Consider the following 25,566-nt stretch of genomic DNA (forward strand, 5'->3'; position numbering starts at 1 on the left):
CGACCGGCGCCGGACCCGGGTGCGCGATGAGCGCGCCGACCCACGACGCCCGCACCCGCGTCGGGGAACCCCTGCCGACCGCGGCCGCGCTGCGGCTCGTGCGCGACCGACCCGGCCCCTTCGTCCTCTACGAGCGCGGCGGGAGCTGGTCGCTCGGGCTGGGCGCGCGGCACGAGGTGGTGGTCCGGGCCGGCGGGGTCGAGCTGCGCTCCGGCGGGGAGGTCCGGCGGCGGCTGCCGGCCGACCGGCACGTGCTGCGCCGGGTCGGGGAGCTGGCCGCCGAGGTCGGCGCGCCGGGCTCGCGGGCCTACGGCTGGGCGGCGTTCGAGCTGGCCCACCTGCTGCGCGGCGGCCCGGTGCCCGGCGGGCAGCCGCTGCTGCACCTGGTCCTGCCCGAGCACGAGGTCCGGTCCGGGCCCGCCGGGACCGACGTCCGCACCGGCGACGGGGCCGACCCGGGCGCGCTGCTGGCCGCGCTGACCGCCGCCCCCGGGACCGCGCCGCCCGCCCCGCTGGTGGTGGACGAGCGCCGCGGCGGCGCCGCCTACCGCGCGGCCGTCGCCGCCGCCATCGACGACATCCGGGCCGGGCGGCTGCTGAAGGTCATCCTGTCCCGGGTCGTCGAGGTCGACGAGCCGGTCGACCTCGTCGCCACCTACGCGGTGGGTCGCCGGGACAACACCCCGGCCCGGTCCTACCTGCTCGACGTCGGCGGGCTGCGGGCCGCCGGGTTCAGCCCGGAGACCGTCGTCGAGGTCGGTGCCGGCGGCGAGGTCAGCACCCAGCCGCTGGCCGGCACCCGCGCGCTGTCGGGCGACCGCGAGATCGACGGGCGGCTGCGCGCCGAGCTGGTCGACGACCCCAAGGAGGTCTTCGAGCACGCGATCTCCGTGCGCGACGCGCAGGCCGAGCTGGCCGGGCTGTGCGCCCCGGGCAGCGTGCGGGTCGCGGAGTTCATGGCGGTCAAGGCCCGGGGCAGCGTGCAGCACCTCGCCTCCCGGGTCAGCGGGCGGCTGGGCGCGGGGGTGAGCGGCTGGGACGCGCTGGGCCGGCTCTTCCCGGCGATCACCGTCACCGGGGTGCCCAAGCCGGCCGCGCTGGAGGCCATCCGGCGCTACGAGACCGAGCCGCGCGGGATGTACGGCGGGGTGGTCCTGACCGCCGACGCCGACGGCGCCCTCGACGCCGCGCTCGTGCTGCGCACGGTCTTCCAGCGCGGGGGCCGGACCTGGCTGCGCGCCGGCGCCGGGATCGTCGGGCCGTCCGATCCGGCCCGGGAGCTGGAGGAGAGCTGCGAGAAGCTGCGCAGCGTCAGCCGCTTCCTCGTGCCCGCCCGGGTCCCCGCCGAGCACACCGCACCCGTGGGAGGGAGCCGACGATGACCGGCACCGACATCGGCTGGAGCGCCGCGGACCTGCGCGCGGCGGTCGCCGCGGCGGTCGAGGAGGACGCCGCCGACCTCGCCGCCGAGGACAACCTCTTCGAGCTCGGGCTGGACTCGATGGCGCTGATCCGGCTGGTCGCGGCCTGGCGGGCCACCGGGACCGAGGTGGCCTTCGAAGAGCTGGCCGAGGACCCCACCCTGGCCGCCTGGGACCGGCTGCGGGTCGAACGTGCCGGCGCCGGGACCGCCGCGACGGCGCCGGGCCCGACCGGCGACCACCGGTCCGACGGCCCGTTCCCGCTGGCCCGGCTCCAGCACGCGTACTGGATCGGGCGCTCGCCCAGCCAGCCGCTCGGCGGCGTCGCCGCGCACCTCTACACCGAGTTCGACCGCCCGCCCGGCGCCCGGCCCCTGCAGCCCGCGCGGCTGCGGGCGGCCCTGGACGCCCTGGTGGCCCGGCACGAGATGCTGCGCGCCCGGTTCACCGACAACGGCGAGCAGGAGGTCCTGGCCGCGGCCGGCTGGCGCGGGCTGCGGGTGCACGACCTGACCGGCCTCGACGCCGCCGGGGTCGAGGCCCGGCTGGCCGAGGTCCGCGACGCGCTGTCGCACCAGCTGCTCGACGTCGAGCGCGGCGAGGTGTTCTCGGTCGCGCTGAGCCTGCTGCCCGGCGGCGCGACGCGGCTGCACGTCGACGTCGACATGCTCGCCGGCGACGCGGTCAGCTACCGCATCCTGCTGGCCGACCTCGCCCGGCTCTGCGCGGACCCCGACCGCCCCCCGGAACCCGTCGGGTACCGGTTCCGCGACTACCTCGCCGAGCTCGGGCACCGCCGCGCCGACCGGGTCGCGGCCGACGCGCGCTGGTGGGCCGAGCGGCTGGCCGACCTGCCCGGCGCCCCGGACCTGCCGCTGGCCCCGGAACGCCCGGGCGCGCCGGCGAGGTCGGTGCGCCGGCACGTGGTGCTGTCCGCGGCCGACAAGGCCGCGCTGTCCGCGGCCGCCCGCCGCCACGGCCTCACCCCGGCCATGGCCCTGGCCACGGCGTTCGCCGAGGTGGTGGGCGCCTGGAGCAGCGAGCCCCGGTTCCTGCTCAACGTGCCCACCTTCGACCGCGAGCCCCTGCACCCCGCGGTGGCCGACCTCGTCGGCGACTTCACCAGCTCGGTGCTGCTCGAGGTCGACCTGACCGAGCCGCTCGGGTTCGCCGAGCGCGCCCGGGCGCTCCAGGCCCGGATGCACTCCGCCGCCGGGCACGTGCACTACTCCGGTGTCGAGGTGCTGCGCGACCTGGCCCGCGCCCGCGGCCAGCAGATGATCGCCCCGGTCGTGTTCACCAGCGCGCTGAGCCTGGGCGAGCTCTACGACGACACCGTCCGCGAGACCCTCGGCGAGCCGGTCTGGACGCTCTCCCAGGGCCCGCAGGTGCTGCTCGACGCGCAGGTCACCGAGTTCGGCGGCGGGCTGCTGGTCAACTGGGACCTGCGCGCCGACCGGTTCGCCGACGGGGTCGTCGACGCGATGTTCGGCGCCTACCGGCGCCTGGTCGAGGCGCTGGTCGCGGGCCCGGAGGCGGCGTGGACCGGGCCGGTGCCCGACCTGCGCCCGCCCGCCCAGGCCGCGGTCCGCGCCCGGGTCAACGCCACCGCGGCCCCGCGCAGCGGCCGGTTGCTGCACCAGGGATTCTTCGCCCGCGCCGCCGACACCCCCGGGGCGCCGGCCCTGCTGTGGGGGCGCGCCGGGGTGCTGTCCTACGGCGAGCTGGCCGAGCGCGCGCTGCGCGTGGCCGGTGCGCTGCACGCCGCCGGGACCGCGCCCGGCGACGCGGTCGGCGTCCGGCTGCCCAAGGGCCCCGACCAGGTCGTCGCGGTCCTCGGGGTGCTCGCCGCGGGGGGCTGCTACGTCCCCATCGGCGTCGAGCAGCCCCCGGCGCGGGCCGGGCGCATCGTCGACACCGCAGGCGTCGGGCTGGTGCTCGGCCACGCCGACGGCGCGCCTGCGGGCGTGCGGGTCGTCGGGCTGGCCGCGGCGCTGGCCGCCGCGCCGCTGGCCGCGCCCGTGCCGGGCGACGAGGAGGACCGGGCCTACCTGCTGTTCACCTCCGGCTCGACCGGCGAGCCGAAGGGCGTGGAGGTCCCGCACCGGGCGGCGATGGCCACCCTCGACGACCTCGTCGAGCGCTTCGGGATCGGCGCCGCCGACCGCACCCTCGCCGTCTCCGCCCTCGACTTCGACCTGTCGGTGTTCGACATCTTCGCCCCGCTGGGCGAGGGTGGGGCGGTCGTGGTGGTGGGTGCGGACGAGCGGACCGACGCCACCCGGTGGGCGGCGCTGGTCCGCGAGCGCGGCGTGACCGTGCTCAACTGCGTACCCGCGCTGCTGGACATGCTGCTCAGCTGCGGCGAACCCCTCGGCGACGGGCTGCGCGCCGTGCTGCTGGGCGGCGACCGGGTCGGGGTCGACCTGCCCGGCCGGCTGCGCGCGGTGCGACCCGGGTGCCGGTTCGCCGGTCTCGGCGGCACCACCGAGACCGCGATCCACTCCACGGTCTGCGAGGTGCCCGACGGCGGGCCGGTCCCCGCGGACTGGCGCAGCGTGCCCTACGGGACGCCGCTGCACAACGTCGCGCTGCGGGTCGTCGACCGGCACGGCCGCGACGCCCCGGACTTGGTGCCCGGCGAGCTGTGGATCGGCGGCGACGGCGTCGCGCTGGGCTACCGCGGCGACCCGGAGCGCACCGCCGACCGGTTCCCCGTGCACGACGGGCGCCGCTGGTACCGCACCGGCGACCTCGCCCGCTACCGCCCCGACGGCTGCGTGGAGTTCCTCGGCCGCCGCGACAACCAGGTGAAGGTCCGCGGGTTCCGCATCGAGCTCGGTGAGATCGAGGCCGCCCTCACCGCGGACGACCGGGTCGGCGACGCGGTCGCGGCCGTCGTCGGCGGCCGGCTGGTGGCCGCGGCCACCCCGGCCGGCCCGGCACCGGATCCCGACGGGCTGCGCGCGGCGCTGCGCGACCGGGTGCCCCCGCACATGGTCCCCGACCGGGTCGTGCTGCTGGAGGCGATGCCGCTCAGCGGCAACGGCAAGGTCGACCGGGCCGCGGTGACCGCCCGGCTCACCTCGGCCGCGCCGGCGGCGGGCACCTCGGCCCCGCTCACCGATCCCGTGCAGCGGGTCGTGGCCCTGGTCTGGTCCGAGGTGCTGGCCGAGGCCGGCGCGCCCGTCGACGGGATCGGCGCCGACGACGAGTTCGTGGCGCTGGGCGGCGACTCCGTGCTGGCCACCGCCGTCGTCGCCCGGCTGCGCGAGGCGCTCGACAGCGCTGCGCCGTCGGTGCGGCTGCTGTTCGCCGCGCCCGGCGTCGCCGGGTTGGCCGCGGCGCTGCGGGCCCGCGACGCCGCCGACGGCGAGCCCGGGCGGACCGCGCGGGCCGCCGAGATCTACCTGGAGGTGGCCGGGATGAGCGACGACGAGGTCGGCGCCGCGCTCGGCGCCGCCGACGGCACCGGGGCGGGCGGGTGAGGGCCGGCACCGACCGGGCCGCGGCCCGGCGCCGGTTGCTGGAGCAGCGCCGGCGGGCCGCGGGACTGACCGCCGCGGACCCCGCCGGCCCGGTGCCCCGCGACCGCGCGCACCCGGCGCCGCTCTCGCTCGCCCAGCAGCGGATGTGGGTCCAGCAGCGGCTGCACCCCGACAGCGCCGCCTACAACGTCGCGCTGCGCGTCGACCTGCACGGGCCACTCGACGCGGCGGCGCTGCGGGCGGCGTTCACCGGGCTCGTCGCCCGGCACGAGGTGCTGCGCAGCACCGTCGAGGAGGGCCGCGACGGCGTGGCGCACCAGCGCGTGCACCCGCCCGGGCCGGTGGCGCTGCCGCTGGTGGACCTCACCGGGCACGCCCGGGCCGACGCGGAGCTGGACGCGCTGGCCGCCCGGGCGGCGGCGGGACTCTACGACCTGACCCGGGACCCGCCGATGCGGCTGACCCTGGTGCGGCGCTCGGCCGCGCACCACGTGCTCGTGCTGGTCGTGCACCACATCGCCTGGGACGGCCTGACCTGGAACGCCATCTGCGCGGACGTCGGGGCGCTGTACCGGGCCGCGGTCGCCGGGGCCCGCGCCGAGCTGCCCCCGCTGCCCCTGCAGTACGCCGACTTCGCCGCGTGGCAGCGCGGCGAGCACGGGACCGCCCGGCAGGACGCCCAGCTCGCGCACTGGCGCCGGGTGCTCACCCCGTTGCCCGAGCAGCTCGACCTGCCCACCGACCGGCCGCACCCGGCGGCGCCCACCGACCGCGGCGGGCGGCTGTCGCGGGTGCTCGACCCGCGGCTGGTCGACGGGATCGCGCGGCTGGGCCGGGAGAGCGGCCACACCCCGTTCATGGTCGTGCTGGGCGCGGTCGCGGCGCTGCTGCACCGGCACACGGGGGCCGTCGACATCCCGCTGGGCACCGCCACGATGAACCGCGACCACGCCGACCTGGAGCGGCTGGTCGGCAACTTCGGCAACAACCTGGTCCTGCGCCTCGACCTGGCCGGCCGGCCCGGGTTCCGCGACCTGCTCGGGCGCGTCGCCGGCACCGCCGTGGACGCGTTCGCCCACCAGGACCTGGCCTACGACCGGCTGGTCGCGGAGCTGCGCCCGCCGCGGGTGCCCGGGCGCAACCCGCTCTACTCGGTGATGCTGCTGTTCCTCACCCAGGGCCTGCGCGGGCTCGACCTGCCCGGGATCACCAGCGCGTTCCGCGGCATCCCGAACGGCACCACCCAGTTCGACCTCTCGCTGGAGGTGTTCCTGGTGGGGCCGCGGCTGGAGGTCGAGGCCACCTACAGCGCCGAGCTGTTCGACGAGGCGACCGTCGGCGCGCTGCTGGAGCGGCTGGAGCGGCTGCTCGCGGCCGCGCTGGCCGAGCCCGACCGGCCGGTGGCCGACCTCGACCTGCTCACCGCCGCCGACCGGGCCGCGCTGGCCGCGCTGCGGCCCGAAGCGCCCCGGGCACCGGTCGCCACCACCCTGCCCGCGCTGTTCGCCGCCCAGGTGCGCCGCACCCCGCGGGCCGCTGCGGTCGGCGCCGGAGCGGACCGGCTGAGCTACGCCGAGCTGGACGCCCGGGCCAACCGGCTGGCCCGGATGCTGATCGGGCGCGACGTCGGGCCGGGCGACCTGGTCGCCCTGGTGCTCCCGCGGGCCCCCGAGCTGCTGGTCGGGACCCTGGGCGTGCTGGCCGCCGGCGCGGCCTACCTGCCGCTCGACCCGGACCTGCCGCCCGAGCGGATGCGGGCCCTGCTCGCCGACGCCGGGCCGGCCGCGGTGGTCGCCACGGGGGAGACCACGGCGGCCGTCCCCGCGGACGCCGGCCCGATCGTCCTCGACGATCCGGGGACCGCGGCCGCCCTGGCCGCCCTCGACCCGGGCGCCGTCACCGACGCCGAGCGGACCCGTCCGCTGCGCCCCGCCGACGCCGCCTACGTGATCTACACGTCCGGCTCGACCGGCGCCCCGAAGGGCGTCGTCGTCGAGCACCGCAACGTCCTGGCGCTGCTGGAGGCCGCGCGCGACGTCGTCGAGCCCCGACCCGACGACGTGTGGACCCTGTTCCACTCGGCGGCCTTCGACTTCTCGGTCTGGGAGATCTGGGGCGCGCTGGCTCACGGCGCCCGGGTGCAGGTCGTGCCGCGGCCGGTCACCCGCTCCCCGGAGGACTTCGTGGACCTGCTGGTGGCCGCCGGGGCGACCGTGCTCAACCAGACGCCCTCGGCGTTCGCCGAGGTGGGTCCGGCGATCCTGGGCCGCCGGGTGGCCGGACGGCCGGTTCCGCCGCTGCGCGCGGTCGTGTTCGGCGGCGAGGCGCTGGACCCCTCGACCCTGCGCGAGTGGCTCGCCGCGCACGGGCCCGACGGCCCGCGCATGGTCAACATGTACGGGATCACCGAGACCACGGTCCACGTCACCCGCACCACCCTCGACCCGGCCGCGGCCCGCAGCCCGCGCAGCGTCATCGGCCGCGGGCTGCCCGGCTTCGAGGTCCACCTGCTCGACGCGGCACTGCGGCCGGTGCCCCCCGGCGTCGTCGGGGAGCTGTACCTCGGCGGCCCGCAGGTCACCTGCGGCTACCTGCACCGGCCCGGGCTCACCGCGGCCCGGTTCGTCGCCGACCCGGTCCGCCCGGGCGCGCGGCTCTACCGCTCCGGGGACACCGCCCGGCTGCGCGACGGGCAGCTGGAGTACGTCGGGCGCGGCGACGACCAGCTCAAGGTGCGCGGCTTCCGGATCGAGCCCGCGGAGATCGTCGCGGCGCTGCTGGGGCACCCCGGCGTGGAACGGGCGGTCGTGGTCCGCCGCGACGGGGGCGGCTCGCTGGTGGCCTACGTCGTCCCGTCCGGCGCGGTCGGCGAGCTGGACGTCCCCGGCGTGCGGGCCCACCTGCGGGCGCGGCTGCCCGAGCACATGGTGCCCGCGCAGGTCGTGCCCGTCGCGCGGATCCCGCTGACCGCCAACGGCAAGCTCGACCGGGCGGCGCTGCCCGGCCCCGAGCCGGCGGCCGCGACGGGTCGGGCCCCGGCCACCGGGGCCGAGGCGGTGCTCGCCGAGCTGTTCGCCACCGTCCTGGGCCGTCCCGGCGTCGACCCCGACGGGTCGTTCTTCGAGCTCGGCGGGGACAGCATCTCCGCGCTGCGGGTCGTGGCGCTGGCCCGCGAGCGCGGGCTGCGCATCCGCCCGGCCGACGTGTTCGACCAGCGCACGGCGGCCGGGGTCGCCGCGGCCGCACACCCCCTGGACGACCCGGGCGCGGCGGCACCGCTCGACGACACCGGGGTCGGGGAGGTGCCGCTCACCCCGATCACCGCCTGGCTGCTGGAGCGCGGCGGCCCGCTGCGCGGCTTCGCGCAGTCGGTGGTGGTCCCGGCCCCGGCCGGGCTCGACGCGGCGCTGCTGCGCACCGCGGTGCAGGCCCTGCTCGACCGGCACGACCTGCTGCGGGCGCGGCTGCACGGCACCGCGGAGCCGCGGCTCGTGGTGGCCCCACCCGACGCGGTGGACGCGTCCGCGGTGCTCGACCGGGTGGACTGGGACGGCGGGCCGGACGGGATCGCGGCGGCCCGGTCGGTCGCGGCCGGCATCGACCCGTCGACCGGCCCCCTGCTCCGGGTGGTCTGGCTCGACGGCCACCCGACCGGGCGGCTCGTGCTCGCCGCGCACCACCTGTGCGTCGACGGGGTGTCCTGGCCGATCCTCACCGAGGACCTGCACGCCGCCCTGGCCGGCGCGGACCTGCCCGCCGTCGGGACGTCGTTCCGGGCGTGGGCCGCCGGCCTCGCGGCCGCGGCGGCCCGCCCGGCCCGCCGCGCCGAGCTGGGCACCTGGCTCGACGTGCTTGCCCCGGGCGGGGCCCGCATCGGTGAGCGGGCCCTCGACCCCGCCCGCGACGTCGCCGGCACCGTGGTCGACACGACCGTGCGGGTGCCGGTCGCGACCGGCGAGGCCGTCCTCGGCCCGGTCGCGGCGGCCTTCCACGCCGGCCCCGACGACGTGCTGCTGGCCGCGTTCGCGCTGGCGCTGCTGCGCGGGCGCCCGGCGCGGCCGCTGGTCGTCGAGGTCGAGGGGCACGGCCGGGAGGAGGCGCTGGTCCCGGGCGCCGACCTGACCCGCACGGTCGGCTGGTTCACCGCGATCCACCCGGTCCGCCTCGACCTGGCCGGCCTCGACCTCGACGCGGCCGCCGCGGGGGCGGCGGCACTGGGCGCGGTCGTGAAGCGGGTCAAGGAGCAGCGCCGGGCCGTGCCCGACCGCGGCCGCGGCTTCGGGCTGCTGCGCCACCTGGACCCGGACGCGCGGAACCGGCTGCGCGCGCAGCCGGCACCGGCGGTCCGGTTCAACTACCTGGGCCGGTTCGCCCTGCCCGGCAGTGACACCGGCAGCGATACCGGCAGCGACCCGGCCGGGGGGTTCGGCGGGCTCGCGGTCACCGTCGACCCGGCCGTCCCGGCGACCCACGTCCTGGACGTCAACGTGCTCGCCGAGCCCACCCCGACCGGGCCGCGGCTGGCCGCGGTGTGGTCCGCGCCGGCCGGCGTGCTCGCCCCGGACGCCGTCGCGCGCCTCGCCCAGCGGTGGGTCGAGGCCCTCGACGCCCTCGCCGGGCACGTCCGCGACCCCGACAGCGGGGGCCACACGCCCTCGGACCTGACCATCAGCGGCCTCGACCAGGCCCGCGTCGACCGGCTCGAACGCCTCCTGCGGGCGCGCCGGTGAGGCGGGCGCGGGCCACGGGAGGAAGGAACACGGTGGCCACCACCACGACCGCAACGCAGATCGTCGACGTGCTCGGGATCGGCTTCGGGCCGTCCAACCTGGCCCTGGCGATCGCCCTGGCCGAGGACGCCGGCAACCCGGACGGCCCGCGGGCGGTCTTCCTGGAGCGGCAGCCGGCCTTCGGCTGGCACCGCGGCATGCTGATCGAGGACGCCCGCATGCAGGTCTCCTTCCTCAAGGACCTGGCCACCCTGCGCAACCCCTGGAGCCGCTACAGCTTCCTGTCCTACCTGCACGACCGCGGCCGGATGAGCGAGTTCATCAACACCCAGAACTTCTTCCCCACCCGCTTGGAGTTCCACGACTACCTGGAGTGGGCCGCGGCCGGTGTCGCCGAGCGGGTCCGCTACGGCACGGAGGTGCGCGGAGTCCGCCCGGTCGGCACCGGGGCCGCCGCGCGGTGGGAGGTGCACGCGGCCACCCCCGACGGCGAGGCCCGCTACCTCGCGCGGGACGTGGTCGTGGGGACCGGGCTCGCGCCGCACCTGCCGCCCGGGGTCGACCTCGACGACCGGGTCTGGCACAACTGCGACCTCGTGCACCGGGTCCGCGCGCTGGCCGGCACCCGGCCGCGGCGGTTCGTGGTCGTCGGCGCCGGGCAGAGCGCCGCGGAGTCGGTGGACTACCTGCACCGCAGCTTCCCGTCGGCGGAGGTCTGCTCGGTGTTCGCCCGCTACGGCTTCAGCCCGGCCGACGACAGCCCGTTCGCCAACCGGATCTTCGACCCGCGCGGGGTCGACGACTACTTCGACGCCCCGCAGCCGACGAAGGACCGGCTGATGGCCGACCACCGCAACACCAACTACTCGGTGGTCGACCCCGAGCTGATCCGGTCGCTGCACGACCGGCACTACGCCGAGCGGGTCGAGGGCCGCGAGCGGCTGCGGTTCCGCAACGTCTCGGCGGTCACCGCCCTGCACCGCGGCGACGACGGGGTCCGGGTCGTGGTCCGGTCGGACCTGGACGGGCAGGAGACGGCACTGGCCGCCGACGCGGTCGTGTTCGCCACCGGCTACCGCTCCGGCGACCCCGCCCGCTTCTTCGGGTCCGGCCCGCGGTGGCGCCGCGACGCGCTCGGCCGGCTCGCGATCTCCCGTGACTACCGGCTGCTCGACGAGGACGCGCTCCCCGACGCGCCCCGGCGCGTGTTCGTGCACGGCGCCACCGAGCACACCCACGGCATCGGCTCGTCGCTGCTGTCCAACGTGGCGGTGCGGGCCGGGGAGATCGCCCGGGCGCTCGTCGAGGGCCACCGCGCGCAGGCCGCGCGCGACCTGGACGAGCTGGTGACCGTCCCCGAGGGGCCGGCGCGCAACGGGCGGGCCCGGTGAGCGCCCCCGTGTCGCGGCTGCCGGCCGGTGCCTTCACCCCCTGGCCCGACGAGGCCGTGCGGCGCTACGTCGCCGAGGGGTACTGGGGTGAACGGTCCCTGGGCGAGCTGCTGCGGGAGTGGGCGGCCCGGTCGCCCGGAGCGACCGCCGTGGTCGCCGACGACCGCCGGCTCAGCTACGCCGAGCTGGACCGCGAGGCCGACGCGGTGGCCCGGGGGTTCGCCGCAGGCGGCGTCGCGCCCGGCGACCGGGTGCTCGTGCAGCTGCCCAACTGCGCCGAGTTCGTCACCGTCCTGTTCGGGCTGCTGCGCTGCGCCGCGGTACCGGTGCTGGTCCTCCCGGCGCACCGGCGCTCGGAGGTCGAGCACCTCGCCCGGCTGTCCGAGGCCGTGGGCTGCGTGGTGCCCGACCGGTTCCAGGGCTTCGACCACCGGGCGCTGGCCGAGCAGGTGCGCGCCGCCGTGCCCGGGTTCGACCTGGTCGTGGTCGTGGGCGACCCCGGCGGGGCGACCCCGTACACCGACCTCGTCGGCGCAACCGCGGCCACCGACCCGCTGCCCGTGCCCGACGCGGCCGAGGTCGCGCTGCTGCTCGTGTCCGGCGGCACCACCGGGGCGCCCAAGCTGATCCCGCGCACCCACCGCGACTACGCCTACAACGCGCTGGCCGCGGCGCGGGTCTGCGGCTTCACCGCCGCCGACGCCTTCCTGGTCTGCCTGCCGGCCGGGCACAACTTCCCGCTGTGCTGCCCGGGGATCCTGGGCACCCTCGCCGTCGGCGGCACGGTCGTGCTGACCCGCACACCGACGCCCGACGCGGTCTTCCCGCTGCTGGAGCGGGAGCCGGTCACGGTGACCGCGCTGGTCCCGCCGCTGGTCCGGCTGTGGGCCGACGCCGCCGGGGACTGGTCCGGGCGCGCCCGCAGCGCGCTGCGGCTGCTGCTGGTCGGCGGGGCCCGGCTCGACCCGTCCCTGGCCGACCGGGTCGGCGCCGACCTCGGGTGCGCGCTGATCCAGGGCATCGGCATGGCCGAGGGCCTGCTCGCCTACACCCGCCCCGACGACCCGCCCGAGCTGGTCCGGGCGACCCAGGGGCGGCCGATCTCGCCGGCCGACGAGGTCCGGGTCGTCGGCCCGGACGGCACCGACGTCGCCCCGGGCGCGACCGGCGAGCTGTGGACCCGCGGCCCCTACACGCTGCGCGGCTACTACCGCGCCCCCGAGCACAACGCCCGGGCGTTCACCCCCGACGGCTTCTACCGCACCGGCGACCTGGTGCGGGTGCTGCCGTCGGGGCACCTGGTCGTCGAGGGCCGGATCAAGGACGTGATCAACCGGGGTGGGGAGAACGTGTCGGCCGCCGAGCTGGAGGAGCACCTGCTCGACCACCCCGACGTCGTCGACGTCGCCGTGGTCGGCCTGCCCGACGACGTGCTGGGCGAGGTCGTGTGCGCGGTGCTGGTGCTCGCCGAGGGCGCGCCCGAGCCCCGCTCCAAGGACGTCACCCGGTTCCTCGGCCGGCGCGGGCTGGCCCGGTTCAAGCTGCCGGACCGGGTGGTGTGCCAGCGCGCGCTGCCGCTGACCGCGGTGGGCAAGCCCGACAAGCGGGCCCTGGTCGACCGCTACGCCCGCGCGGCGGTGCGCCGGTGAGCGCCGGATCCGCGGCGGCCCGGGCGCTGCCCCGGGAGCCGACGGCGCACCCGGACGCCGACCCCGGTCCGGCCGCGCTGATGGACTGCCTGATGGGGTTCGTGCGCACCCACGCGCTGCGCGCCGCGCTGGCCGCCGGGCTGCCCGAGGCGCTGGGCGAGCGCGCGCTGAGCGCCGGGGAACTGGCCGCGGCGTGCGGCGCCGAGCCGCGGGCGATGCTGCGCCTGGCGCGCTGCCTCGCCGAGGCCGGGGCCCTGGTGCAGACCGCCGACGGCCGGTTCGCGCTCAGCGCGTGGGGCCACGGGCTGCGCGCCGGCGTGCCCGGCTCGGCCCGGGCCTACGTCGAGTACGTCGTCGACCACGTGGTGCCCTCCGCCCGCCACCTCCCCGAACTGCTGCGCTCGGGGCGCGCAGGGGCGCCGTTCGAGCGGGAGAACGGCCGGGACTTCTTCGCCCACTTCGCCGGCGACCCGGCCGCCGGCGCCGCCTTCGACGCCGCCATGGCCGCCACCCTCGCCGCGGTCCGGGCCGCCGTCGTCGAGCAGGACTGGGCCGGGGTGGGCAGCGTGGTCGACGTGGGCGGGGGCAACGGCAGCCTGCTCGCAGCCCTGCTCGACCGGCACCGTCACCTGCGCGCGGTGCTCGCCGAGCAGCCGCACGTCCTGCCCGGCGCCGCGCGGGTCCTCGACGCCGCCGGCGTGATCGGGCGCGTCCGGCTGCAGGAGTGCGACTTCTTCACCGCGGTCCCGGCCGGGGCCGACCGCTACCTGCTGGCCCGGGTCCTGCACGACTGGGACGACGGGTCGGCGCTGCGCATCCTCACCGCGGTCCGCGCCGCGCTGCCCCCGCACGGCCGGCTGCAGGTCGTCGAGCTGGTGCTGGGCCGCGACAGCGGCTGGACGATGGCCTACGACCTGATGATGGGGATGCTGCTGCCCGGGCACGAGCGCACCGCCGCGGAGTGGCGGGTCCTGCTGGGCGCGGCCGGGCTGGTGCTGGAGCGGATCGACCCGGCGGGGTGGCGCGGGAGCATCCTGACCTGCCGCGCCGCCCCCACCGGGCCGGGGCTCAGAGCTTGAGGGCCTGCTTCAGCGGCGGGACGATCCCCTCCACGGCGTAGGGGGTCGCCAGCGGCGACGGGAACGCCAGGGCGACACCCACGTTGAAGTCCAGCGGGAAGTAGGCGCCCGAGGAGACCGCGCTCAGCCGCTGGAACAGCGGGTTCGCCTCCAGCGCCGCCTGGTCGGCTGGGGTGGCGTAGCTGACCATGACCACGTCGGCGTCCAGGGTCGAGATCTGCTCCTCGCTCACCTGGGCGCGGCCCTTGGTGGTCGACTCGGGCAGCGCGGCGACGGCGGGGGCCAGCTCCATCCCCAGCTGGGTCAGCACGGTCGCGGCCGCGTCGGAGCCCAGGACAGTGTAGACGGTGCCCGAGTAGACGACGCTGAAGCTGAACGTCCTGCCGGCCAGGCCGGGGTTGGCCGCGGCGGCGTCGCGGACCGCGGCCTCGGCATCGGCGATCACCCCGGCGGCCTTGTCCTCGACGCCGAGCGCCGTGGCGATCCGCTGGGTGCTCTCCTGCCAGGTGTCGGTGTTCTGCGCCTCGGCGTAGGAGACCGTGGGGGCGATCTGGGAGAGCTGCTCGAAGTGCTCGGCGAGGGCGTAGTCGTCCACGGCCAGGATCACGTCGGGGTCCAGCGCGGCGATCGACTCCAGCGGCGGCTGGCCGCTGGTCATGTCGACGAGCTCGGGCTGCTCGCCGGCCAGCACCGGCTCCACCCAGGGCGCGACGCCGCTGGGGAACGAGGCGGCCTTGGCCATCCCGACCGGGGTCACGCCGAGGGCGAGGGCGATGTCGGTGTCGCGTTGCAGCCCGACGGTGACGACCCGCTCGGGCTGGGCCGGGATGGTCGCGGTGCCCTCCTTGCCCGCCACGGTGACCGGGAAGGCGCTGGCCGCGGAGGGGGCGGCCGCGGTCTCCGCGGGGGCGGGCGCGCCCTGCCCGCTGTCCTGGCCGCCGCCCTGCCCGCAGCCGGCGAGCAGGGCGGCGGCGGCCGTCACCGCCACCGCCACCGCGACGAGTCCTCGCCGCCGGGGATGCGCGGTCGGAACTGTCGCCGTCGGAACTGCCATGGTCGTCTCCGATGTGAGGTGTCGCGGGAGCGGGTGCCGGTCCGCGGTGGGAGGTACGGGGGTCGGAGGGGGTGCGGCTACCGGGCCGGGGCGGCGGTCGCCGACCACGCGCCCCAGAGCTCGGCGTAGGGGCCGCCCCGGGTGAGCAGGTCGAGGTGCGCGCCGGCCTCGAGCACGCGCCCGCCGTCGAGGACGACGACGTGGTCGGCCGCAGCGGCCTGGTCCAGCCGGTGGGCGATCACCAGTGCGGTGCGGCCGGCGAGCGCGGCGGCCGTCGCCGCGCGCAGGACGCCGGCGGCCGCGCTGCCGGCCTCGGCGGTCGCCTCGTCGAGCACGGCCGCCGGCGGGGCGGCCAGCAGCAGCCGGGCCAGGGCCAGCTGCTGGGCCTGGGCCGCGGTGAGCGCGTGCCCGCCCTCGCCGACGACGGTGGCCGCGGCGTCGGGCAGGGCCGCCACCCACCCGGCGGCGCCCACGGCCTCGATCGCGGCCTCGATCTCGGCGTCGGTGGCCGCCGGCCGGGCCAGCCGCAGGTCGTCGGCCAGCGGGCCGGCGAAGACGTGCACCTCCTGGGTGAGCAGCGCGACGGACTCCCCGGTCCGGGGCGCGTCCGTGCCGACCAGGACGCGCCCGGCGGTGGGGGGCTGCACCCCGGCCACGAGCCGGCCGAGGGTCGTCTTGCCTGCCCCGCTGGCGCCGACGACCGCGACCCTGCCGCCCGGTGGGACGTCCAGGTCGACGTCGACGAGCACGGGGTGGCCGGGCCGGTAGGCGTGGCCGAGCCCGGTCGCGGTGATGCGCGGCGGCCCGTCCGGGCGGTCCCCGCGCGGGTCGGCGGGCCTCGCGGTGGTGTCGTCCCCCGCGTCGGCCTCGGCGTCCCCGCTGCCGACGACGCCGGCGAGCCGGGCGAGGCCGGCCGCCGCGGTCTGGGCCTCGTCGAGCAGCCCCAGCGCCACGTTGACCGGCGCGAACAGCGCGTGGAAGTACAGTGCCGCCGCCGTCGCCGAGCCGATGGTCGCTGTTCCGTCGCGGACGAGCAGGTAGCCCGTCGCCAGCACCGCGGCCAGGCCGACGAACTCCGCGGTGTTCAGCCGCCCGAACAGCCCGTTGACCAGCACGATCCCGCGCACGGTCAGCTCGACCGCGCGCCCGGACCGCCGGTCGACCAGGTCGGTGTGGTGGTCCTGCAGGCCGTGCGCCACGACGGTGCGCGCCCCGCCCACGGTGTCCAGGAGCTGCTGCTGCAGCTCGCCGGTCGCGACCCGTTGGCGCGCGTAGAGCGGCACCGCGCGCCGGACGAACGACCGCGCGGCCAGCAGCTGGATCGGCACCGCCAGCAGCGCGGCCAGGGCGAAGCGCCAGTCCAGCACCAGCAGACCGACGAGGGTCAGCACGATCGTGAGCACCGCGCGCAGGAACGCCGGCAGCGAGCGCCGCACCACCTCCTGGACCATGGCGATGTCGTGCGCGGCGCGCGCCGTGAGGTCGCCGCTGCCGGCGGTCTCCACGCGGGCCAGGGGCAGCCGCAGCGCGGTGGCCACGAACGCCTCCCGCAGCCGGGCCAGCGCGGCCTCGCCGGCCGCGACCAGCTGGGCCTGCCCGAGCGCCGTCGCGGCCCCGTGCAGCAGCGCGACCCCGCCGATCGCCAGCGCGAGCAGGACGACGCCCTCCCGCGGGCCGCCCGCGACGACCGCGTCGACGATCGCGCCCAGCAGGGGGGCGGTCAGCAGGCCCACCGCGGTCGCCGCGACCAGCACCGCGGCTGCCGCGCCGGCGCGCAACCGGTCGCCGCGCAGCACGCGGCGCACCGTCCGCCGCGTCGCGGGCCCGTCGGCGGTGGGCAGCACGCCGGTCACCGGGACACCACCGCGCGGTAGGCGGCGTGCCGCTCCAGCAGCTCGGCGTGCCGTCCGTGCGCGGTCGTGCCGTCGGCCAGGACCAGCACGACGCGGTCGGTGGCCGCGAGCAGCGTCGGGCTCGACGTGACCAGCAGGGTGGTGCGGTCGGCCCGCAGGCCCCGCACGCCTCCCGCGATCCGGGCCTCGGTGACCGAGTCGACGGCCGTGGTCGGCTCGTGCAGCACGAGGACGGGGGCGTCGGCGGCCAGCGCCCGGGCCAGCGCGACGCGCTGGCGCTGCCCGCCGGACAGGGCCTGCCCGCGCTCGCCGACGTCGGAGTCGGCCCCGTCGGGCAGCGCGTCGACCACCTCGTCGGCCGCGGCGGCGGCCATGGCCGGGGCCGTGGGGCGGGCCCGACCGGCGGCGACGTTCTCGCGCACCGGACCCCGGAACAGCACGCCGTCGTGCCGCTCGACGAGGACCTCCCGGCGGAAGTCCGTCACCGGCAGCCGGCCCGCCGGCACGCCGTCGAGCCGCAGTTCGCCGTGCCGGGGGTCCAGCTCGCGGCCCAGGACCGCGACCAGGTCCTGCGCGGCCGACGGCTCGGCGACCAGCCCGACGATCTCGCCCGGCCCGACCGCGAGGTCCAGGGCGGGCAGGTGAGCGGTGGCGACGGCCCGCAGCTCCAGCCGGCGGCCCCGGTGCGCGTCGGGCAGCGGCCCGTCCCCCTCGGGCGTGTCGACCTCGGCGGGCCGGGCGAGCACCGCGGCGATCCGCTCGGCGGAGGCGCGGGCCTGGGCGATGCCGGCGTTGACGAAGGCGACCATCGTCAGCGGGCCGAGCAGGAACTGCGCCAGCCCGACCGCGGCGATCAACCCGCCGATCGACACCGACCCGGACAGCGCCAGCCAGCCGCCGACCCCGGCGACCAGCGCGATGAACAGCCCGGTCGCGGCCTGCACCCCGCCGTCGAGCAGGGCCCCGGCGCGTCCGGCCCGCACCGCCGCGCCGAGCGAGCGGCGGCTGGCCACCGCGTAGCGGGCCACGGCGGCGTCCTCGGCCCCGATCCCGCGCAGCACCCGCAGACCGCGGACCAGGTCGGTGGCCACCGCGGAGGCCAGGGCCGCGTCCTGCTGCTCGGCGGCGCTGCCCGCCTCCAGCGGCCGGGCCATCCGCCGGGTCGCCCACAGCAGCGGGGGAGTGCCCAGCAGCACGAGCGCGCCCAGCACGACCGACGACCACAGCAGCGCGACGGCGCTGACCGCGATCGCGGCGACCGCGGCGACCGCGAGCGGCAGCATCATGTGCAGGGCGCCGACCCGCCTGGCGTCCTGCACGGCGATCGACGACACCTCGCCGGACAGCAGCCCGTTCCGCGCCCCACCACCCGGGTCGAGCACCTTCCGCACGAGCGCACCGCGCAGGTCGTGCGCGACGAGCTCGGCCGTGCGCTGGCCCAGCCGCGAGCCCCACCGGAAGCTGCCCGAGAGCAGGACGAAGTCCGCGGCCAGGACCGCGAGCCAACCGGCCAGCTCGGCAGGGGAGCCGCCGTCGACCGCGCGGTCGACCACGACCCCGATGAGCACCGGCACGAGCGCCTCACCGGTCTGGTGCAGGCAGGCCAGGACCGAGCTGCCGGCGAGCGCCGCGCGGCGTGACCGCAGCGCCGCGCGCAGCACGCCGCGGCCGTCGGCGGTGGGCCGGACGGGGGTGGCGATCTCGCCCACCGCCACCTCCTGTCCGTCGGGGTCGGGCATCGGGGGTCGGGATTAGGTAAGGCTAAGGAGGCTAAGGGATATCACACGGGCGAGTCGGCGAGCGAGCCTCGGGACGGGTGGTTCGCGCCCCGGCCGGATCCCCGCTCGGGACACCGGGCGGCACCCGCACGACCAGGATCGACCGAGCCGCCCCGGCGCCCAGCGCCAGCACCCCGGCCGCCGACGTCGTGCGCACCTCGTGCTCGTCCGCCGCGAGCGCGGCGACCTCGACCGCGCCCCCGGGCACGACCCCGGCGCCCCGCAACCGGACCAGCTGGCGGGGGTCGTCCTGCAGCCGGGTGAACAGCCGGCAGACGACCACCCGCCCGCCCCCGCCGCGGGCGACGTCCTCCAGGCGGGCGAACGGCGCCTCGACCACCGGCCCGCCGGGTCCGGGAGCGCCCAGCGCCGGGTCGAGCTCGTCCAGGCCCGGGACGGGATCGCCGAACGGCGAGATCCGCGGATCGGCCAGCAGCCCCAGCAGCTTGCGCTCCACCCGGTCGCCGAGCACGTGCTGCCACCGGGAGGCCTCCCGGTGGGCCAGCTCCCACTCCAGGCCGACGACGTCGACCAGCAGCCGCTCGGCCAGCCTGTGCTTGCGCACGACGACGGTCGCCGCCGCACGGCCGGCGGGCGTGAGGCGCACGTGGCCGCGCGGGGTCGTGGACACCAGCCCGTCGTGCGCCATCCGGGCGAGGTGCTGGCTCACCGAGCTGCGGCTGAGCCCGAGCCGTCGGGTCAGCGCGCTCTGCCGGGGGGCGAGCCCGGCCTCCTCCTCCAGCTCGTAGATCTCGCGCAGGTACATCTGGGTGGCGTCGAGGAACCCGCCGGAGCGGGCGCGGTGCAGGGGGTCGTGCGCTGTCATCGCTGGTGCGGCCACAAAGGCGTTCCGTTCGCGGGCGAGGCGGCGGTCGGACGATCTTCTAAGGGCAGGCTAACCTTCCATAGCCACTGCCTGGATCCCTAGGATTGGGGGGTGGACACCGCGCGGGCCCCGGACGCCACCGGCCCGCCCGGCCCACCGCTGCCGGTCCTGCTGGTCGACGACCACCGCGTCTTCACCGACGCCCTGCGCATCAGCCTCGATCTGCAGCCGGGCCTGCGCTGCGCGGCCGTGGCCCACTCCGCCCGCGACGGGCTGGCCCGGGCCGGCGCCGTCGACGTCGCCGCCGCCGTGGTCGACCTGGTCCTGCCCGACGCCGACGGCCTCGACGTCGTCGCGGCACTGCGGGCCCGGCGCCCCGCGGTGCGGGTCATCGTGCTGACCGCGCACCCGCGCCCCGAGCTGGCCCAGCGCGCGCTGGCCGCGGGGGCGGTCGGGTTCCTGGGCAAGGACGCCCCGCTCGAGCGCATCCTCGCCGCCCTGCGCGCCGCCGACGCCGAGCACCCCGTGGTGGACGTTCCACCCGCGGCGGAGGCGGCCGTGCGGCTGACCCACCGCGAGCACGAGGTGCTGCGCGGGCTGGGCGCGGGACTGGACGCGACCCGGATCGCCGGGGAGCTCGGTCTGTCCGTGCACACGACGCGCGGCCACATCAAGGCCGTACTGGCGAAGTTGGGCGCGCAGAACCAGCTGGGCGCGGTGGTGACCGCCCAGCGCCTCGGCCTGGTCACCGTCGGCCCGCGCCGCTGAGCGGTGGCGCCGCGACCGGACGGGGGCGGGACGCGCGCGGCGCTGGCCCGGCACCTGGCCCTCACCGTGTTGGTGGTCGCGGTGGTCTGCGGGCTGGTCGCGCTCGGCGTGGTCCGCGCCGCCCGGCAGGAGGCGTACCGGTCGGCCGAACGGGTCGCCCGCCAGGTCGCCGCCGCCGTCGTCGTGCCCCTGTCGCGCTTCGACTTCGGCCGGCCGGTCGACCCGGTGCGCCCGGAGCTGACCCGGGAGCTGGCGCCGTTGCTCGGCAGCGGGATGGTCCGGCGGGTCGAGGTCTGGACGGAGCGCGCCGGCCAGGCGGTGGTGCTGGCGGCGCCCGCCGACGCCGAGCACCGGTTCGAGGCCCCGCCGGCCGCGGCGCTGCTGGAGGTCTGCCTCGGCTTCCGCGACGCCGGCGGGAACCCGGCCCGCCTCGAGGTCCACGTCCCCGTCGACGAGGCCGGGACGGTCTGGCGGACGGCGGCCGAGGTCCTGGTGCCGCTGCTGGGCGGGCTCGTGCTGCTGGCGGTGGGGACGCTGCCGCTGACGGTGCGGCTGGCGCGCCGGGCGCAGCGCGAGCGGGCCGAGCAGCAGGCGGTGCGGCGCTACGGCCTGGCCGCGGCCGAGCACAGCCGCCACGAGCTGGCCCGCCACCTGCACGACGGGGTCATCCCGCAGCTCGCCGGCGCGAGCCTGCTGATCGAGGCCGCGCGGGGGTCCGGGCTCCCGGCCGGGGCACCGTCGTCGGTGGCGCTGCTCGACCACGTCCGCGACGTCCTGGCCGGCGAGCTGCGCCGGCTACGGGCCCTGCTCGACGGTCTGCTCCCGCCGACCCCGCTGGACGGCGACCTGGCGACCGCGCTGACCGGGCTGGCCGCGGAACTGCGGGCGCAGGTGGCGGGGGAGGCCCCGGGGATCACCGTTGACGTATGCCTCGACCACGAGCTGGGCGACGACCTCGCGGTCCTGCTGCACCGGGTCGCGGGCGAGCTGGTGCGCAACGCGCTGCGGCACGCCGCCGCCGAGCAGGTGCGCGTCCGCGTCACCTCGTCCGCCGACGGGACGGCCGAGCTCGTGGTCGCCGACGACGGTCGGGGCATCCCCGCGGACCGGCCCGCCGGCGACGGCCACATCGGCCTGGTGCTCGTCCGCCGGGTCGTCCGGGACCATGGCGGGCGTCTGCACATCCGCAGCGCCCCCGGCGTGGGGACGACGGTCTCGGTGTCGGTCCCCGGCGACGACCGCCCGTGGCAGCGATCCGGGGAACGGACCTGACCCGCTCACCCTGGCCGTGCTTCTGCTCACTCGTCGCTTCCGGGCCCGCGGGTCGGCCGTGCGCCCGCCGCCCGCCCGGCTCGCCGCGTCCGCGCGTCGGCGGTCCCCGCGACAGCGCGCGGAGGCATGATCGGTGGTCTCCGCTGTGGGCGTGCACGACCTCGGTCCGCTGGAGTTGTCGGTCGACGGGTCCCGCTCGCGGATCCGCGGCCGTCAGATGGCGGTGGTCCTGGCGTCGCTGGCCATGAACGCGAACCGCGTGGGGCCGGTCGATGCGCTCATCGACGCGCTGTGGGGCGAGGAGGCCTCGACCGGGGCGTGGAGCACGCTCGACTCGCACGTCTTCCGCCTCCGCGAGCAGCTCGAGCCGGACCGGCCCGCAGGCACGGCCCCGTCGGTGCTGCTCAAGCAGAGCAACGGCCACCAGCTCGTGGACGGCACGCAGCAACGCTGACAAGGACCGTCCTCGGGGCGGAAGCGCACGTCGCCGGCCGTGGGCGCGACGGCTGCGAGGTGTCGGGCGACGCCTCCGGCCTGTAGGACCGCGATGGTGGGCGGTCGCGGTGGACCAGGGGGGTCCAGCGCGATGTTGATGATCAGCTACGACGATGCCCGGCTCGGGGCCCGGTCCGCTGTCCCGTTGATCGCTCTGGTGGCGGGTCAAGGGTTCGCTGAGTCTTCGGCAAGCCGATCGGCATGATCATTCCCGTGTCCACATTGGATGATCTGTGGCACACCTGTGGCACATGAGGACGAAGACGGCGGTTGACCGTGGACGACGCTGGAAGACGTCTCCGCAGTTCAACCGCCGTTTCCGGCGCTGACGGGCAGGTCAGCGAACGCCCAGAATCAGACGTCGAGGACGGCTGCGGCGACCCGCTCGTCGCCGAAGTGCTGCGCGTGGGCGCGGATGATCCCGCCCCCGAGACTGCTGCCGAGGACGGCCGCCTTCGCGCCGTCCGGCACGACGGCGCGCAGCACGGCTTCCAGGTCTTCTGCCTGTGCGGTCATCGAGTGGTCGCCGGACCTCGGGACACGATCAGCGGCCCGCCGGCGCCTCGTCTTCCCCTGCTGCGCCGGCTGGGGGACCATCGGTTCGTGCTGGCGGTCGAGTCCCGGTTCACCGGTGCGTCCGGGCTGGACGCGATGGGCGCCGCGGTCGCCGACGCGCTGGTGCCCCAGCGCCTGCAGACCCCCGATCCGCACCGCTTCACCGCCTCGGTCACCTCGGTCGACCTCGGGTCCGTCCAGCTGGTCCGGGCCTCCGCGCCGCCCATGCGCTCGGTGCGGCCGGTGGGATCGCCCGCCCGTCCGGACGGCGCGGCCTTCCTGCTGCTCGGCCGCGGCGCGCGGGGCGAGATCGCCGGGGGCGGGGTGAGCGCGCCGGTCGACCCCGACCACCTCGTGCTCATCCCCGGTGACGCCGCCTTCGAGGTCACCTACCCCGAGCGGGTGGAGGTCGTGTTCGTGGCGCTGGACGCGCCGGGTGCGCTGCGGCTCGGGCTGGCCGTCTCCGGCCCGCTGCGCGGCCTGGCCCTGCCCGCGGCGGGCCGGGCGCTGCTCGCACCCGCCCTGGACGCGGTGCAGGCCGCCGCGGCGGCGGCCACCCCGGCCGACGTCGCCGACCTCGCCGAGGTCGTGGAGGGGGCGCTGGGGGTGGCCGTCCGGGCGGCGGCCGAGCCCGTGGCGGATCCGCGGGCCGCGGTGCGGGCGGCCGCCCTGCGCCTGGTCGACCGGCACCTGCGCGACCCCGACCTCGGCCCGGGATGGCTGGCCGCGTGCCTGCACCTCTCGCCCAGCACCCTGCACCGGGCGTTCCGCGCCGGCGAGGAGACGGTCGCCGCGATGGTGCGCAGGCGCCGGGTCGAGGCCGTCGCCCGCGACCTGACCGGTCCCGCTCCGGGGCCCGGGGTCTCCGAGCTGGCCGCGCGGTACGGGTTCGCCGGCGGCTCGCACCTGGCCACGGCGTTCCGCGCGCGGTACGCCTTGTCGCCCGCGGAGTACCGGGCCCGCCACGGATCTGCTCACCACCTGCGTCGGAGCTGATCGTCGCTGGCCTGCCGCGGCCCTAGCGTCACCCCGTCGAACGCGGAGGAGACGGTCATGAGGTTCGTCCTGGTGCACGGTTCGTGGCACGACGGCAGCTGCTGGGACGGCGTCGCGGCCCATCTGCGCGATGCCGGGCACGAGGTGCACGCCCCGACGCTGCCGGGCAATGGAGCGGACGCGAAGCGCGACGTGACGCTGGACGAGACGTGCGCCGCGGTCACGGACCTGCTGGTGGCGGCCGACCTGCGCGACGTCGTGCTGGTCGGCCACAGCTTCGGGGGCCTGGTCGTGCAGAAGGTCGCGCTCGCCGTGCCCGACCGGTTGCGCCGGCTCGTCTTCCACAACGCCTACGTCGTCGAGCACGGGCGCTCGCTGTTCGACCACGTGCCGCCGAGCGCCGCCGCCGCCTTCGGCGAGCTCGCCGCGCCCGACGGCACCCTGTCGCTGCCGTTCGCGTTCTTCCGCGACGCGCTGACCAACGACGCCGACCTGGCCACGGCGCTGGCGGCGTTCGCCCGGATGACGCCCGAGCCGCTGGCGCGCGCGGCCGAACCCGTCGACCTCATTGGGTTCGCCGAGCTCGCGGTGCCGCGGTCCTACCTGCACGCCGTCGACGACAACGTGTTCCCCGCGACCGAGTTCAGCTGGCACCCCGGGCAGTCGCAGCGGCTGGGCGCCTTCCGCCTGGTGCAGATGCCCGGGGGGCACGAGGTGCTGTTCACCGACCCGGCGGGGTTGGCGACCAAGCTGGTCGAGGCCGGTCGTGACTGACCCCGCGTCCGGCTCCGCGACCGGCTCGGTCGCCGACGCGCTGCTCGACGGCCCGGTCCCCGCGATCGCGGCGGCGGTCCGGGCGGGTGCGGTCGCGGCGGAGGCGCTGGTGGACGCGGCCCTGCGGCGCATCGCGGAGCGCGATCCGCAGCTCAACGCGGTGGTCCTGCTCGACGCCGACGGCGCGCGGGCCGCGGTCGGGGCGGGGCTGCCCGACGGCCCGCTGCGCGGAGTGCCGTTCCTGGTCAAGGACCTGCACACGGAGGTCGCGGGGTTGGCGCTGGCGCGCGGGAGCCGGCTGTTCGCCGGCTGCCCCTCGCCGGGCACGTCGACGGTGGTGGCGCGCCTGCTGGCGGCCGGGGCGGTGCTGCTGGGCCGCACCAACAGCCCCGAGCTCGGCCTCAACGCCACCACCGAACCGCGGCTGTGGGGCCCGACGCGCAACCCGCACGACCCGACGCGCTCGGCCGGCGGGTCCAGCGGGGGATCGGCGGCCGCGGTCGCCGCGGGGCTCGTGCCGTTCGCGCACGCCACCGACAGCGGGGGCTCGATCCGCATCCCGGCGGCCTGGTGCGGGGTCGTGGGGTTCAAGCCGACGCGCCAGCTGAACCCGACCGGCCCGTTCCGCCACGACGGCTGGGACGGGCTGGGTCACGAGCACGTGATCACCCGGTCGGTGGGGGACTCGGCGGTGCTGCTCGGGGTGACCTCCGGTGCCGCGACCGGCGACGCCCACCCGCGGCCGCCGGTGCGGCTGGACTCGCTGCCGCCGCCCCCGCCGATGCGGATCGGGCTGGTCGACGCGCCGGCCGACGGATCCGCGGTGCACCCGGCCTGCCGGGACGCCGCCCTCGCCGCCGCCGACACCCTGCGCGGGTTGGGGCACCGGGTCGAACCGACCCGGCTGCCCGCCGTCGCGGCCACCCTCGGCCCGGTGATCGGCGCCGTGGTGGCCGGGCACGTGGCCGCGCTGGTCGAGGACCGCGAGCGCGCCCGGGGGCGGCGCGCCGAACCCGGCGAGCTGGAGCCGGCCGTCGCCGACCTGGTCGACCGGGGCCGCGGCACGTCGGCGGCCGACCACGTGCGGGCGGTGGCGGCGCTGCACCGGCTGGGCCGGGACCTCTCGACGGCGCTGGCCGGCTTCGACGTGCTGCTCACCCCGACCACCGCGCACCCCGCGCCGCCGCTGGGGGCGCTGCACACGGACCGTCCCGCGGCCGAGCTGTTCGCCGAGATCTTCCGGTTCGCGCCGTTCACCGGCCTGTTCAACGTCACCGGTGGGCCGGCGATAAGCCTGCCGTGGGGGACCCACGACGGGGTCCCGGTCGGGGTGCAGCTGGCCGCGGCCCAGGGCGCCGACGCGACAGTGCTGCGCCTCGCCCACGCGCTGGAACGGCCCCGACCCGACGCGTCGGACCGCTAGATGTACTGACCGGA

General features: G+C 77.8%; 17 protein-coding genes. 12 read left to right on the forward strand and 5 right to left on the reverse strand.

What is annotated here, in order from left to right:
- Positions 1-26: 26 nt before the first annotated feature.
- From KDL28_RS18605 to KDL28_RS18630, 6 genes are read left to right on the forward strand one after another with little or no spacing between them, the layout of a single operon-like run.
- Positions 27-1,382 (forward strand): salicylate synthase, encoded by a 1,356-nt coding sequence (locus tag KDL28_RS18605; RefSeq protein ID WP_252440354.1) that lies wholly within the window; start codon positions 27-29, stop codon positions 1,380-1,382.
- Complete coding sequence (locus tag KDL28_RS18610; RefSeq protein WP_252440356.1) at positions 1,379-4,909, forward strand: non-ribosomal peptide synthetase; 3,531 nt, start codon at positions 1,379-1,381, stop codon at positions 4,907-4,909. Before KDL28_RS18605 ends, KDL28_RS18610 begins: the two co-directional genes overlap by 4 nt.
- Positions 4,906-9,639: a non-ribosomal peptide synthetase gene (locus tag KDL28_RS18615; protein ID WP_252440358.1), complete on the forward strand. Its 4,734-nt coding sequence runs from the start codon at positions 4,906-4,908 to the stop codon at positions 9,637-9,639. Before KDL28_RS18610 ends, KDL28_RS18615 begins: the two co-directional genes overlap by 4 nt.
- A 32-nt stretch (positions 9,640-9,671) precedes the next feature.
- A complete protein-coding gene (locus tag KDL28_RS18620) occupies positions 9,672-11,030 on the forward strand; it encodes a lysine N(6)-hydroxylase/L-ornithine N(5)-oxygenase family protein (protein WP_252440360.1) in 1,359 nt (452 codons plus the stop codon).
- Positions 11,027-12,679 carry a (2,3-dihydroxybenzoyl)adenylate synthase gene (locus KDL28_RS18625; protein WP_308216026.1) on the forward strand — a complete coding sequence of 551 codons (1,653 nt, stop codon included), beginning with the start codon at positions 11,027-11,029 and terminating at the stop codon, positions 12,677-12,679. The genes KDL28_RS18620 and KDL28_RS18625 overlap by 4 nt, the downstream gene beginning before the upstream one ends.
- Positions 12,676-13,758, forward strand: coding sequence for a methyltransferase (locus KDL28_RS18630; protein WP_252440362.1), 1,083 nt, complete (start codon positions 12,676-12,678; stop codon positions 13,756-13,758). Before KDL28_RS18625 ends, KDL28_RS18630 begins: the two co-directional genes overlap by 4 nt.
- Here the strand turns inward: KDL28_RS18630 and KDL28_RS18635 are convergent.
- The 4 genes from KDL28_RS18635 to KDL28_RS18650 all read right to left on the reverse strand — a co-directional run bounded on the left by KDL28_RS18635 (position 13,748) and on the right by KDL28_RS18650 (position 19,269).
- Positions 13,748-14,752: an iron-siderophore ABC transporter substrate-binding protein gene (locus tag KDL28_RS18635; RefSeq protein ID WP_252440364.1), complete on the reverse strand. Its 1,005-nt coding sequence runs from the start codon at positions 14,750-14,752 to the stop codon at positions 13,748-13,750. The genes KDL28_RS18630 and KDL28_RS18635 overlap by 11 nt on opposite strands.
- Positions 14,753-14,889: 137 nt before the next feature.
- Positions 14,890-16,665 (reverse strand): ABC transporter transmembrane domain-containing protein, encoded by a 1,776-nt coding sequence (locus tag KDL28_RS18640; protein WP_252440366.1) that lies wholly within the window; start codon positions 16,663-16,665, stop codon positions 14,890-14,892.
- Positions 16,662-18,404: an ABC transporter transmembrane domain-containing protein gene (locus tag KDL28_RS18645; protein ID WP_252440368.1), complete on the reverse strand. Its 1,743-nt coding sequence runs from the start codon at positions 18,402-18,404 to the stop codon at positions 16,662-16,664. Before KDL28_RS18645 ends, KDL28_RS18640 begins: the two co-directional genes overlap by 4 nt.
- 31 nt (positions 18,405-18,435) lie before the next feature.
- Positions 18,436-19,269 (reverse strand): metal-dependent transcriptional regulator, encoded by an 834-nt coding sequence (locus tag KDL28_RS18650; RefSeq protein ID WP_252440370.1) that lies wholly within the window; start codon positions 19,267-19,269, stop codon positions 18,436-18,438.
- Positions 19,270-19,380: 111 nt separating this feature from the next.
- Between KDL28_RS18650 and KDL28_RS18655 the strand changes: the two genes are divergently transcribed.
- The 3 genes from KDL28_RS18655 (at position 19,381) to KDL28_RS18665 (ending at position 21,763) form a co-directional block, all read left to right on the forward strand.
- A complete protein-coding gene (locus tag KDL28_RS18655) occupies positions 19,381-20,037 on the forward strand; it encodes a response regulator transcription factor (RefSeq protein WP_252440372.1) in 657 nt (218 codons plus the stop codon).
- A gap of 3 nt (positions 20,038-20,040) precedes the next feature.
- Positions 20,041-21,309, forward strand: a complete 1,269-nt coding sequence (locus tag KDL28_RS18660; protein ID WP_252440374.1) for a sensor histidine kinase — start codon at positions 20,041-20,043, stop codon at positions 21,307-21,309.
- A gap of 133 nt (positions 21,310-21,442) precedes the next feature.
- Complete coding sequence (locus tag KDL28_RS18665; protein ID WP_252440376.1) at positions 21,443-21,763, forward strand: AfsR/SARP family transcriptional regulator; 321 nt, start codon at positions 21,443-21,445, stop codon at positions 21,761-21,763.
- A 395-nt stretch (positions 21,764-22,158) separates the two neighbouring features.
- Here the strand turns inward: KDL28_RS18665 and KDL28_RS18670 are convergent, their stop codons facing one another.
- The gene (locus KDL28_RS18670; protein WP_252440378.1) at positions 22,159-22,320 is read right to left on the reverse strand and encodes an alpha/beta hydrolase; all 162 of its coding nucleotides are present in this window, start codon (positions 22,318-22,320) and stop codon (positions 22,159-22,161) included.
- An 87-nt stretch (positions 22,321-22,407) separates the two neighbouring features.
- On the opposite strand from KDL28_RS18670, the gene KDL28_RS18675 reads away from it, so the two are divergent.
- From KDL28_RS18675 to KDL28_RS18685, 3 genes are read left to right on the forward strand one after another with little or no spacing between them, the layout of a single operon-like run.
- Complete coding sequence (locus KDL28_RS18675) at positions 22,408-23,355, forward strand: helix-turn-helix domain-containing protein (RefSeq protein WP_252440380.1); 948 nt, start codon at positions 22,408-22,410, stop codon at positions 23,353-23,355.
- A gap of 57 nt (positions 23,356-23,412) precedes the next feature.
- The gene (locus KDL28_RS18680) at positions 23,413-24,129 is read left to right on the forward strand and encodes an alpha/beta fold hydrolase (RefSeq protein WP_252440382.1); all 717 of its coding nucleotides are present in this window, start codon (positions 23,413-23,415) and stop codon (positions 24,127-24,129) included.
- On the forward strand, positions 24,122-25,552 hold the full coding sequence (locus tag KDL28_RS18685; RefSeq protein WP_252440384.1) for an amidase: 1,431 nt from the start codon (positions 24,122-24,124) through the stop codon (positions 25,550-25,552). Before KDL28_RS18680 ends, KDL28_RS18685 begins: the two co-directional genes overlap by 8 nt.
- The last annotated feature ends 14 nt before the right edge of the window (positions 25,553-25,566 follow it).

Origin of the sequence: Pseudonocardia humida (genome assembly GCF_023898865.1) — a bacterium.
GTDB lineage: Bacteria > Actinomycetota > Actinomycetes > Mycobacteriales > Pseudonocardiaceae > Pseudonocardia > Pseudonocardia humida.

What these genes read in the sequence shown, in the direction of transcription:
- KDL28_RS18605 (WP_252440354.1), top strand. Translation starts at nt 27, where the DNA reads ATGAGCGCGCCGACCCACGACGCCCGCACCCGCGTCGGGGAACCCCTG.
- KDL28_RS18610 (WP_252440356.1), top strand. Translation starts at nt 1,379, where the DNA reads ATGACCGGCACCGACATCGGCTGGAGCGCCGCGGACCTGCGCGCGGCG.
- KDL28_RS18645 (WP_252440368.1), bottom strand. Translation starts at nt 18,404, where the DNA reads ATGCCCGACCCCGACGGACAGGAGGTGGCGGTGGGCGAGATCGCCACC.
- KDL28_RS18650 (WP_252440370.1), bottom strand. Translation starts at nt 19,269, where the DNA reads ATGACAGCGCACGACCCCCTGCACCGCGCCCGCTCCGGCGGGTTCCTC.
- KDL28_RS18670 (WP_252440378.1), bottom strand. Translation starts at nt 22,320, where the DNA reads ATGACCGCACAGGCAGAAGACCTGGAAGCCGTGCTGCGCGCCGTCGTG.
- KDL28_RS18680 (WP_252440382.1), top strand. Translation starts at nt 23,413, where the DNA reads ATGAGGTTCGTCCTGGTGCACGGTTCGTGGCACGACGGCAGCTGCTGG.